The sequence below is a fragment of the Isoptericola chiayiensis genome, assembly GCF_013149805.1.
Taxonomy (GTDB): Bacteria; Actinomycetota; Actinomycetes; order Actinomycetales; family Cellulomonadaceae; genus Isoptericola; species Isoptericola chiayiensis.
Genome location: NZ_JABEZT010000001.1, coordinates 664,795 through 676,152, shown reverse-complemented (window position 1 = coordinate 676,152; position 11,358 = coordinate 664,795). Strand labels below are relative to the sequence as shown.

Here is an 11,358-nt window from a genome sequence, read left to right as displayed (position 1 = left end):
CCGACCTCGAGACCCTGACCCGCCAGACCCTGCCCGACCTGCACACCCAGACCGGATACGGGCCCGTCAGCCTCGCGCGCGCCATCTGCACCTACTCCACCCACGCCCGCATCCGCAACGCCGACGCGTTCGCCGCCCTGGCCGGCACCTGCCCCATCCCCGCCTCCTCCGGCAAACACCAACGCATGCGCCTCAACCGCGGCGGAGACCGCCGCCTGAACGCCGCGACCTACACCATCGCCCTGACCCGCATGCACCACGACGCGGCGACCCGCGACTACGTCACGCGCCGCCGCGCCGAAGGCAAGACCGACCGCGAGATCCGCCGCTGCCTGAAGAACTACATCGCCCGCAACCTCTACCGAGCCCTCAAACGAGCCGACCTCTCACAGACCCCTTGACAACCCATAGAAGCCTCTCGCGGTGGCCCTGCCTGCCTCGCACCTGAAAGGAGAGCCGTGAGCGAGCCCATCATCCGCTTCCGCGACGCGGTCAAGGAGTTCCCGGGCCGCGGGCGCGGGGGCCGACGCTCGGCGCCCGTCCGCGCGGTCGACGGCGTCACGCTCGACGTCGCCGCGGGCGAGATCTTCGGCGTCATCGGCTACTCCGGGGCCGGCAAGTCCACCCTGGTGCGGCTGGTCAACGCCCTGGAGGCGACGACGGCCGGTTCCGTGACCGTGGACGGCACGGACCTGACGGGGCTGAGCGAGTCCGCGCTGCGTCCGGTCCGGGCCGGGATCGGCATGATCTTCCAGCAGTTCAACCTGCTGTCCTCGCGGACGGTCGCCGGCAACGTCGCCTACCCGCTGGAGGTCGCCGGCTGGTCGCGCGCCGACCGGTACGCCCGGGTGCGCGCGCTGCTCGAGTTCGTGGGCATCGCCGACAAGGCCGACGTCTACCCGTCGAAGCTGTCCGGCGGGCAGAAGCAGCGCGTCGGCATCGCGCGGGCGCTCGCCACGAACCCGACAATCCTCCTCGCGGACGAGGCCACGTCGGCGCTCGACCCGGAGACCACCGCGGACGTGCTCGCGCTGCTGCAGCGGGTCAACCGCGAGCTCGGCATCACCGTCGTGGTCATCACCCACGAGATGGAGGTCGTCCGCTCGATCTGCCACCGCGTCGCCGTGATGGAGGCCGGCCGCGTCGTCGAGCTGGGCGACGCGTACCGGTTGTTCAGCGCGCCGCAGCACCCCGTGACGCGGCGCTTCGTGGCCTCCGCGCTGAGGGACGTGCCGACGACGGCGGTCCTGGAGCGGCTGCGGGAGCGGCACGCCGGGCGCATCGTCACCGTCCGCGTCGACGAGGTCGCCGGGTCGTCCGCGCAGGTCACCCGGGTCCTCGCCGAGCACGGGGTGGGCGGGACCATCGTCTACGGCGGCATCACCGAGGTCGCCGAACGCCCCTATGGCTCGCTGACGCTCGAGCTCACGGGCGACGACGCCGCGGTGCACGCGGCGCTGGACGGCCTGCGCGCCGTGACCGCCGTCGTCGACCACGGCACCGCGGCAGCACCCGCTCCCGGAGAGGACAACCGATGAGCCCCGACCTCGTGCCCGTGCTGTGGCAGGCGCTCGCCGAGACGGCCTTCATGGTGCTGATCACCCTGGCCGTCGGCGGAGCCTGCGGCCTGGCGATCGGTCTCGGGCTCTACCTCACCCGGCCCGGGAACCTGCTCGAGCACCGCGTCGTGTTCGCCGTGCTGAACGTGGCCGTGAACATCGTGCGGCCGATCCCGTTCCTCATCTTCCTCGTGGCGCTGGGCCCGGTGACCCGCGCCGCCGTCGGGACCACGATCGGGACCGGGGCGTTCACGTTCGCGATGTGCATCATGGCGTCGTTCGTGTTCGCGCGGCTGGTCGAGCAGAACCTGGTGTCCATCGACCCGGGTGTCGTCGAGGCGGCCCGTGCGATGGGTGCCTCACCCCTGCGGATCGTGCGCACCGTCGTCGTCCCCGAGGCCCTGTCGCCGCTGATCCTCGGCTACACCTTCCTCTTCGTCGGCGTGCTCGACATGTCGGCGATCGCCGGCTACATCGGCGGCGGAGGGCTGGGCGACTTCGCGATCGTGTACGGCTACCGGCAGTACGACTGGGCGCTGACGGCGTTCGTCGTCGTGATCATCATCGTCATCGTCCAGCTCGTCCAGTGGCTGGGGAACGCGTTGGCGCGGCGGGCGCTGCGGCGCTGAGGCTCGCGTGACCGGCGCGCGCTCTCAGGCGCTCCGGGCCGCGTCCCGCGCGGCGATCTCGAGGCCGACCGGTGTCTCGTCGTCGTGGCGCCCGTCGATCGAGACGAGGGCTTCGGCGACGTAGCGGGCGACGTGCCGTGCGCCGGCGGTGGTGTAGTGGGTGTTGTCCTGCCGCATCGCCTCGGGCACCTCGAGGCCGGCCGCGGCGGCCGCGCCGTGCGGGAACAGGGCTGTCGACGCCTCGGCGCCGAGCCAGGTGTACAGCCAGCGGGTGAACACGGTCAGCTCGATCAGGGGCACGTCGCGTGCGGCGGCCAGGGCGCGCACGGTGGCCGGGTAGGACCCGTGGGACCAGCGCAGCGACCCGTCGTCGTCGAACAGGCGCCGCTCGACGCTGGTGGCCAGCACCGGGCGTCCTCCGGCGTCGCGCACCTCGGTGACGAACTCGTCGAGGCGACGGCGGTAGCCGCCGTCGGCGGCGAGCTCGTCGGGCTCCTTCTGGTCGTTGTGGCCGAACTGGATGATCACGGTGTCCCCGGGACGCACGGCCTCGATCACGCGGGCCCAGTGGCCCTCGTCGCGGAACGACTTCGTCGTGGCGCCGCCGACGGCGAGGTTGCGCACCTCGTCGGTCACGAGCGCGGCCAGCTCGTCACCCCAGCCCAGCAGCGGGATCTCGGCGTGCCCCGAGGTGGCGCCGTGGTCGGTGGGGGCGACGGTCGAGTCGCCCGCGAGATGGATCGTCATCGGTCCTCCAGAGGTTGAATCGATTAAAAGGTAGCCGCGTCGGCCATCTCGGTCAACGCTTGCCGGACGGTGCGTCCCTGTCGGCCCCGCCGTCTACAGTTGCTGGGGTGACGACCGCTCTGTACCGCCGCTACCGGCCCGAGACCTTCGCCGAGGTGATCGGCCAGGACCACGTCACCGCACCGCTGCGGCAGGCGCTGCGCAGCGGCCGCGTCAACCACGCCTACCTGTTCTCCGGCCCGCGCGGCTGCGGCAAGACGACGTCGGCACGCATCCTGGCGCGCACCCTCAACTGCGCGCGCAACACGGACGAGAACCCCCTCGACACCCCCTGCGGCGAGTGCGCCTCCTGCGTCGAACTGGCCCGCGGCGGGCCCGGGTCGCTGGACGTCGTCGAGATCGACGCCGCCTCGCACAACGGTGTGGACGACGCGCGCGACCTGCGCGAGCGCGCCAGCTTCGCCCCGGCGCGGGACCGGTACAAGATCTTCGTCCTCGACGAGGCCCACATGGTCACGCCGCAGGGCTTCAACGCGCTGCTCAAGATCGTCGAGGAGCCGCCCCCGCACGTGAAGTTCGTCTTCGCGACCACCGAGCCGGACAAGGTCATCGGCACCATCCGCTCGCGCACGCACCACTACCCGTTCCGCCTGGTGCCGCCGGACGTCCTCGGCCCGTATCTGGAACAGCTCTGCGGTGCGGAGGGCGTCGCGCTCGGCGCGGGCGTCGTCCCGCTCGTGACGAGAGCGGGCGGCGGCTCCGTGCGGGACTCCCTGTCGGTGCTCGACCAGCTCATCGCCGGCGCGACCGGCGGCACCGTCGAGTACGACACGGCCGTCGGGCTGCTCGGCTTCACGCACGCCACCCTGCTCGACGACGTGGTCGACGCCCTGGCCGCCCGCGACGGCGGCTCGATCTTCCGCGTGGTCGACCAGATCATCGCCACCGGTCACGAACCGCGGCGCTTCGTCGAGGACGTCCTCGAGCGCCTCCGCGACCTCATCGTCATCGCCGTCTCCGGCGACTCCGCCGACGCCGTGCTGCGAGACCTGCCCGCCGACCAGCTCGACCGCATGCGTCACCAGGCCGCCAACCTCGGCGTCGCCGAGCTGTCGCGGGCGGCGGACCGCGTGAACTCCGCACTGACCGAGATGACCGGGGCCACCTCGCCGCGCCTGCACCTCGAGCTGCTGTGCGCGCGACTGCTCCTGCCCGGCGCCGACGACGGCACCGACGGACTGGCGGCGCGCATCGACCGGCTCGAGCGCGGCGCGGTCGCGGCCGGGTCCGCCGGGGGTGCACCCGGCGCCGTAGCGGCACCCGGCCCCGGGACGACGGCGGCCCCACCGGCGGCTGCAGCGGCTCCCGTGACGTCGGGCGCGGCGGGAGACGGCGCACCCGACGACGACGCCGGACTGTCCGGACTGGCCGCCGCACGGGCCGCGATGCAGGCCGCGCGCCGACCGGCGAGGCACGACGTCGGGACCGTGGCGGCCCCGCAGGCCACCGAGGCTGCTCCTGCTCCTGCTCCTGCTTCCGCCGAGCCCGCGAATGCTTCCGTCGAGCCCGCGCATGCTCCCGCCGAGCCGGAACCCACGCGGGCTGCCGCGCCCGCCGCGGCGTCCGAGCCCGACGCGGCGTCCGGGGCCGTGGCGACTGCGGCGAGCGACCCCGCGCCGCGCGAGCCCGAGCCGGCCGTCGACGAGGTCGAGCCGGAGCCCGCACCGGAGCCCCGTCCCGGGCCGGCCCCGGCACCGGAAACGGCACCCGAACCAGTAGCCGAACCGGCATCCGAGTCCGTGGCCGAGTCGGAGCCCGAGCCGGCGACGGCCCCGCCGTCGGAACCGGCGCCCGCCCCCGAACCCGCACCTCAGCCGGAGACGGCCGCCGCGACCGAGGCGGCTCCGGGTCTGACGGCCGAGGAGGTCCGCCGGCGCTGGGACGAGGTCGTCGCCAACGTGGCGAGCCCGGTGACCCGTGCGCTCGTCGGGCCCCACGCGCAGGTGGCCTCGCTCTCGGGTGACCTGCTGCGCCTCGGGTTCCAGGCCGAGGGCATGGCTCGCACCTTCTCGCAGCCGCGGCACGTCGACGGCGTCGCCGACGCCGTGTACCAGACCCTGGGTATCCAGGTCCGCGTCGAGGCGACCGTCGGAGCCCCGGGGCCCGAGGAGGCACCGCGTACGGTGGCTCCACCCGCGCCGGAGCCGGACGGCGCGCCGCAGCCCGCCCCCTCCGCGTCGACGGCACCGTCCGCGTCGACGCCACCGTCGGCACCGTCCGCTTCGCCGGTGCCGCGGTCCTCGACCGGATCGGCCGTGCCGGGCGATACGGCGCCGGGAGGTGCGGCACCGGGCGTCGGCGGCCACCCCTCGGGCGGCGAGCCCGGAGGGTGGCCCACCGTGGTGCCCCCCGGCGCGGCACCGTCGGGTCCGCAGGGCGGGCCCTCGGCCTCCGTCGGTGCGGACCGCCGGGCTCTCGCCAGCGCGTCGGCGTCCGGGCCGACCCCGTCGGGTCCTGGCGGCGGTGTGGCGGTCGCGGAACGCGTCAGCACCGTGACGGTGGCGGCGGAGTCGGCCACCGAGGCCGTCGAGTCGGCCACGGATGCCGCCGATGCCGCCGACGCCGCATGGCTGGCCGGGTCCTCCGCGTCAGCCGACGCGGCCCCGACGCCGTCGAGCGCCGCGACCGAGACCGCACCCGCTCCCGCAGCGGCCCCGGGGTCCGCCGGCACCCCGCCGCGACCGGATCCCGGCGCCGCCGTGCCGTCGTCGGACCGGGGAGCGGAGCGCGCGCCGGACCGCAGGCCTGACCGCACGCCGGGCGCCACGGCGTACGAGCGGTTCCAGCGCGAGCGTCCGGCCACTCCACCCGGCCCGGCCGAGGAGCCGCCGCCGATCGACCACTACGCCGACGCCTCGGACGACGACCCGGAGCTGGTGTCCTCCGGCCTGGTCGGGGTGCCGCTCGTCGTGAAGCTGCTGGACGGCAAGATCCTCGAGGAGGTCGCCGACCAGCCGTGACGAGTGAGACGACCCCCGCACCCACGACACCTCCGACGACGCTGCACATCGTGGCCGCCGTGATCGAGCGTGACGGCCGTCAGCTCCTCGTGCGCAAGCGTGGGACGACGGCGTTCATGCAGGTCGGCGGCAAGATCGAAGCCGGCGAGGACCCGCGGGACGCGCTCGTGCGCGAGTGCGCCGAGGAGATCGGGCTGACGATCCGGCCGCAGGAGCTGCGTGCCCTGGGACGCCGGCACGCCGTCGCCGCCAACGAACCCGACCACGTCGTCGACGCGCACGTGTTCGCGGTCGACATCCCCGACGGCTTCGAGCCCGAGCCGCGCGCCGAGCTCGCCGAGCTGGTGTGGGTCGATCCGGCCGCACCGGTGACGACGCACCCGGTCGCGGCGCTGTCGGTGGACCTGCTGGCGGCGGCGAGCAGTCCGGCGGGTCGGGCAGACTGACGTCGTGACGACGACGCACCTGCTGCCCCGCACCGACCCCGCCGCCCACGGCGTCGACCCTGCCGTGCTGGCACGGCTGGTCGGCCAGCTCGACCAGGTCCGGGACGTGCACAGCCTGATGGTGCTGCGCCACGGCGCCGTGGTCGCCGAGGCCTGGTGGGACCCGTTCCGCGCCGAGGAGCCGCACCGCATGTTCTCGGTGTCCAAGTCGGTCACGGCGACGGCCGTCGGGATCGCCGTCGCCGAGGGCCTGCTGACCACCGCGGACCGTGTGGTCGACCTGCTGCCGGACGACGCGCCGTCGGACCCCGGCGAGCACCTGGCCGCCATGACGGTGCGGGACCTGCTGACCATGACCAGCGGGCACGGCACGGACACGATGAACTTCACGCTGCGCAACCTGCGCAAGCCCGGCACCAGCTGGGCCCGGGACATCCTCGCCGCCCCCGTGCTGCACACGCCCGGCACCCGCTTCGTCTACAACACGGGCGCCACCTACCTGCTGTCCGCGATCCTGCACCGCCTGACGGGGGAGCGCCTGCTCGACTGGCTCACGCCGCGACTGCTCGCGCCGCTCGGCATCACCGGCGCCACGTGGGAGCAGTGCCCGCGCGGCATCGACGTCGGTGGGTACGGGCTGACCCTGACCACCGAACAGCTCGCGGTGCTCGGGCAGCTGTGGCTGCAGCGCGGGCGCTGGGGCTCCGAACAGCTGGTGCCGGGGGCCTGGGTGGACGAGATGACGGCCGCCCAGGTGCCGAACGGGCCCGACGAGAAGCCCGACTGGGAGCAGGGCTACGGCTACCAGTTCTGGCGGTGCCGTCACGACGCCTACCGGGCCGACGGCGCGTTCGGCCAGTTCTGCGTGGTGGCGCCCGCCCTGGACGCGGTGGTCGTGCTGACCAGCGGCACCACCGACACCGAGACCGAGCTCGTCGCGGTCCTCGACGCCCTGCAGCAGATGTCCGACGGCGGCACCCCGGCGGACGGCAGCAGCCCGGCGGGCACGTCGTCGGGCGCGCCGTGGACGCCGGACGACACCCTGGCCGTCGACCTGCCGCAGGGAGCGGCGTCCACCATGATGGCCGCCCTGGTCGAGGGCTCCACGTTCGTGCTGGCCGACCACGCCGTCGAGCCGCCGACCGGGCACGGGGACGAACCCGGCCCCGGCAGTCCCGACGACCACGGCCGCGAGCTGCTGCGCTGGCACGCGGTGGCGGTGCGGCACCACGGTGCACAGATCGCCCTCGCCTGGACCACCGACGAGGGCGAACCGTGGCACGAGGTCCGCTGCGGTGTCGGGCGCTGGACGACGAGCCAGGTGGAGCTGGCGGGTGAGGCGGTCGACGTCGCCGGGGCCGCCGCGTGGACCGACCACGACACCCTCGCCCTCCGGCTGCTGTGGCGCGGCACCCCGTTCGCGCTGGAGATCGAGCTCGTTTTCGGCGGGGACGGCGAGGGCCGCCACGTCGAGGTGGCGGTCGACCAGAACGTGTCGTTCGGACCCACCGCGCTGCTGCGCGCCACCGGGCTGGGCGTCTGAGGCGCCAGCCGTTCCCGACCATGACAGATGTCACCGGCGGGCCGTGCGGACCTCATGCCGGGCCGTGAGGGCCCGCACTACCCGCGCCGCCGTGGCCGCGACAGACTGCACAGGTGACCAGGACCGAGACGACCACGTGGCAGGGTGACGCCATGACCACCGGTCGACCTGCCCCGACGCTGGCCGGCGGGGTCCGCGGCGTCGAGCTGTACACGCGGATCACGCTCTACACGTTCGTCCCCCTCGAGGGCTTCTTCTACCTCTACGCGGTCGCGGCGCTGTCCCAGAACGGGACGCCACCGAGCGTCGGCGGTGCCGGGGCGCTGCTGGTGGCCGCCCTCGGGCACATGGCGCTGTGCTTCGCGACCGTGCACGTCGGTTTCTCCCAACCCTTGGTCCTCCGGGGCCGGTGGCGGCCCGTCGTCGTCGCGACCGTGGCGGCAGCCGTCGTCGTCACCGTGCTCGCTCTGCTCGTGCTGCCGCAGGCGTCCCCCGAGTGGATCGGCCTGGACCCCCGGTCCATCACGATCGCCGTCTGCGCGGCGGGCACGCTGGGCGCGCTGGCCACCGGGTTCGGCATCAAGCCGCTCACCGTGGCCGCCCTGGTGCCGGCGGCCATCACCGCGATCGTCCGGATCGTCGCCGGACTGAGCGTGTCGAGCAGCATCACCGTCGCGTTCGGCACCTTCCTCCTCGCGCTCTTCTGGGCCGGCACGGTCCGCCTGTCCATGTGGGTGCTCGAGGTGGTGCGCGAGCTCGAGGAGTCCCGCGCGGTGGCCGGACGGCTCGCCGTCGCCGAGGAACGCCTGCGCATCGCCCGCGACATGCACGACGTGGTCGGCCGCGCCCTGTCCGCCGTCGCCGTCAAGAGCGACCTGTCCGCCGCGCTGGCGCGACGCGGGGACACCCGTGCCGCCGACGAGATGGACCAGGTCCGCGTCCTCGCCCAGGAGTCCCTGCGGGAGGTGCGCGGCGTCGTCGCCGGCTACCGGGCGCCCGACCTGGCCACCGAGCTCGCCGGCGCCCGGTCGGTGCTGCGTGCCGCCGGGATCGCGGTGCGCGTCGTCGGGGACGTGCCCGCCCTCGTCCCGTCGCAGCAGGAGGCCTTCGCCTGGGTGGTGCGCGAGGGCGTCACCAACGTGGTGCGGCACTCGCGGGCCCGGGAGTGCGACATCCGCCTCGACGTGACCGACGGGGCGGCCCGGCTGCACCTCGTCAACGACGGCGTCGACGACCGCGACGGCGGCCGGTCCGACGACGGCACCCCCGGTCCGACCACCTCCGACGGCACCGGGATCGCCGGGCTGCGCGAACGGCTCGCCGCCGTCGGCGGCACCCTCGACACGACGCGTTCGGGTGACCGATTCACCCTCCTCGCCAGCGTCCCGACACCCGGAGGTCGTCCGTGATCCGCATCGTCCTGGCCGACGACGAGACCCTCATCCGCGATGCCGTCGCCCAGCTCCTCGACCTGGAGGACGACCTCGACGTCGTCGCCGTGGCCGGCAGCGGGACGGAGGCGCTCGCGGTGCTGCGCCGCGAGCAGCCTGACGTCGCCGTCCTGGACCTGCAGATGCCGGGAGCGGACGGCATCGAGGTGGCCGAGGCGCTGCGCCGCGAGGTGCCGGGCTGCGGGGTGGTGATCGTGACCGGCCACGGCCGGCCGGGCTACCTGAAGAAGGCTCTCGGGGTGGGCGTGCGCGGCTTCCTGCCCAAGACGGCGTCCGCCGCCGTGCTCGCCGCGGCGGTCCGGCAGGTCGCCGACGGCGGCCGGTACGTCGACCCCGAGCTGGCCGCCGACGCCATCGCGGCGGGGGAGTCGCCGCTGACCCCGCGGGAGGCCGACGTCCTCGAGCTGGCCGCCGACGGCGCCCGCGTCGAGGAGATCGCCCAGCGGGCGGCGCTCGCACCGGGCACGGTCCGCAACTACCTGTCCTCGGCGGTGGCGAAGCTCGGTGTGACGAACCGGCACGAGGCCGTGCGGCTGGCGCGCAGCAAGGGCTGGGTCTGACGGCGCCCGGCTGTCCCCGGCGGGCCGTAGGCTGAGCGGGTGTACGAAGGTGCGGTCCAGGACCTGATCGACGAGCTCGGCCGGTTGCCCGGCGTCGGGCCGAAGAGCGCGCAGCGCATCGCGTTCCACCTGCTCGCCGCGGACGCCGCGGACGTGCGGCGGCTCGCTGACGCGCTCACGGAGGTCAAGGCGCGTGTGCAGTTCTGCGAGACGTGCGGGAACGTCGCCGAGTCGGCCACCTGCCGCGTGTGCGCCGACCCGCGCCGCAGCGACGAGGTGATCTGCGTCGTCGAGGAACCGAAGGACGTCGTCGCCATCGAGCGCACCCGCGAGTTCCGCGGCAAGTACCACGTGCTCGGCGGGGCCATCAACCCGCTGGACAACGTCGGCCCCGACGACCTGCGGATCAGCGAGCTCATGTCGCGGCTGGCCGACGGCGCGGTCAACGAGGTCATCATCGCCACCGACCCGAACGTCGAGGGGGAGGCCACGGCGACCTACCTGTCGCGGCTCATCGGGCCGATGGGTGTCACGGTGTCGCGGCTCGCTTCCGGGCTCCCGGTGGGCGGTGACCTGGAGTACGCGGACGAGGTCACGCTCGGTCGCGCCTTCGAGGGGCGGCGCGTCGTCGGCGCGTGATCCCGCCGGGCGGGCGGCCCCCGTGGCCGCCCCGTCCGTGGCCCGTCTGGCGCCTCGGGCTCCCTTCGGGTGAGACTGGGAGCGCGCGGTCGTCCGGCCGCGGTCACGACAGGACAGGTGAGGACCGTGCCAGAGATCGCCGCCGACTCCGAGCTGAGCGAGGTCGCCCAGCAGATGTCGACCCAGGCCCGCACGTTCCTGTCGACGACGACGCAGGTCGCCTCGGGCGGGTTCCCCGGCGCCGAGCTGTCGCTGCTGCTCCTGGCCACGTCCGACCTGCTCTCCGCCGGCGCCCGGCTCGCGGCGATCGTCGACGTCGTCCCCGTCGAGCGGTTCGAGCCCGACGCCGGCCGGGAGACCGACGTCGACCCCTTGCGGACCGCGCTGGCCCAGATGTTCGACGGGTTCGACGACTACGTCGAGGTGTCCGACCCGGTGCTGAGCAGCGAGGTCGCCTCCGCGACGGTATCGGGTGACCTCGCCTGCGTCGCGGCGGAGGTCGCCAAGGGGCTGCAGCACTACGACGACGGGCACGAGCTCGAGGGCCTGTGGTGGTGGCAGTTCAGCTACCTGTCGATCTGGGGCGAGCGGGCGTCGTCGGCCCTGCGCGTGCTGCAGGGCGTGCTCGCGCACCTGCGCCTCGACGTCGACGACGACGTCGCGGCCGAGGCGGAGTACGACGCCTTGCACGCCTGACCGCCCCCTCGGTCGACCCGTCACCACGCGGACACCACCGGTTCACCCTGCGGGCGGGAGAGCGCTAC

Annotated in this window: 11 protein-coding genes; 10 read left to right on the top strand and 1 reads right to left on the bottom strand. The window is 74.3% G+C overall.

All coding sequences use genetic code 11. The features are described 5' to 3' along the window. The 3 genes from HDG68_RS02930 to HDG68_RS02920 all read left to right on the top strand — a co-directional run. The coding region (locus HDG68_RS02930; protein ID WP_172149026.1) for a transposase at positions 1-401 on the top strand (401 nt) is incomplete at its 5' end. Positions 402-458: 57 nt separating this feature from the next. Next, positions 459-1,538 carry an ATP-binding cassette domain-containing protein gene (locus tag HDG68_RS02925; RefSeq protein WP_172149024.1) on the top strand — a complete coding sequence of 360 codons (1,080 nt, stop codon included), beginning with the start codon at positions 459-461 and terminating at the stop codon, positions 1,536-1,538. Continuing rightward, the gene (locus HDG68_RS02920) at positions 1,535-2,188 is read left to right on the top strand and encodes a methionine ABC transporter permease (protein ID WP_172149022.1); all 654 of its coding nucleotides are present in this window, start codon (positions 1,535-1,537) and stop codon (positions 2,186-2,188) included. Before HDG68_RS02925 ends, HDG68_RS02920 begins: the two co-directional genes overlap by 4 nt. Before the next feature lie 24 nt (positions 2,189-2,212). On the opposite strand, the gene HDG68_RS02915 is transcribed toward HDG68_RS02920, so the two are convergent. After that, positions 2,213-2,935: a rhamnogalacturonan acetylesterase gene (locus tag HDG68_RS02915; RefSeq protein WP_172149020.1), complete on the bottom strand. Its 723-nt coding sequence runs from the start codon at positions 2,933-2,935 to the stop codon at positions 2,213-2,215. Between the two features lie 107 nt (positions 2,936-3,042). Between HDG68_RS02915 and HDG68_RS02910 the strand changes: the two genes are divergently transcribed. From HDG68_RS02910 to HDG68_RS02880, 7 genes are all read left to right on the top strand, one after another. Next, positions 3,043-5,955 carry a DNA polymerase III subunit gamma and tau gene (locus HDG68_RS02910; protein WP_172149018.1) on the top strand — a complete coding sequence of 971 codons (2,913 nt, stop codon included), beginning with the start codon at positions 3,043-3,045 and terminating at the stop codon, positions 5,953-5,955. Beyond that, the gene (locus tag HDG68_RS02905) at positions 5,952-6,401 is read left to right on the top strand and encodes an NUDIX domain-containing protein (protein WP_172149016.1); all 450 of its coding nucleotides are present in this window, start codon (positions 5,952-5,954) and stop codon (positions 6,399-6,401) included. The genes HDG68_RS02910 and HDG68_RS02905 overlap by 4 nt, the downstream gene beginning before the upstream one ends. Before the next feature lie 4 nt (positions 6,402-6,405). Beyond that, positions 6,406-7,944 carry a serine hydrolase gene (locus HDG68_RS02900; RefSeq protein WP_172149014.1) on the top strand — a complete coding sequence of 513 codons (1,539 nt, stop codon included), beginning with the start codon at positions 6,406-6,408 and terminating at the stop codon, positions 7,942-7,944. Positions 7,945-8,057: 113 nt separating this feature from the next. Further along, entirely contained in the window at positions 8,058-9,353 is a 1,296-nt protein-coding gene (locus HDG68_RS17515; RefSeq protein WP_172149012.1) for a histidine kinase, read from the top strand. Continuing rightward, complete coding sequence (locus tag HDG68_RS02890; protein ID WP_172149010.1) at positions 9,350-9,955, top strand: response regulator; 606 nt, start codon at positions 9,350-9,352, stop codon at positions 9,953-9,955. Before HDG68_RS17515 ends, HDG68_RS02890 begins: the two co-directional genes overlap by 4 nt. 39 nt (positions 9,956-9,994) lie before the next feature. Continuing rightward, a complete protein-coding gene (gene recR / locus HDG68_RS02885) occupies positions 9,995-10,594 on the top strand; it encodes a recombination mediator RecR (protein ID WP_172149008.1) in 600 nt (199 codons plus the stop codon). 174 nt (positions 10,595-10,768) lie between these two features. Next, positions 10,769-11,290, top strand: coding sequence for a DUF5063 domain-containing protein (locus HDG68_RS02880; protein ID WP_172149179.1), 522 nt, complete (start codon positions 10,769-10,771; stop codon positions 11,288-11,290). The last annotated feature ends 68 nt before the right edge of the window (positions 11,291-11,358 follow it).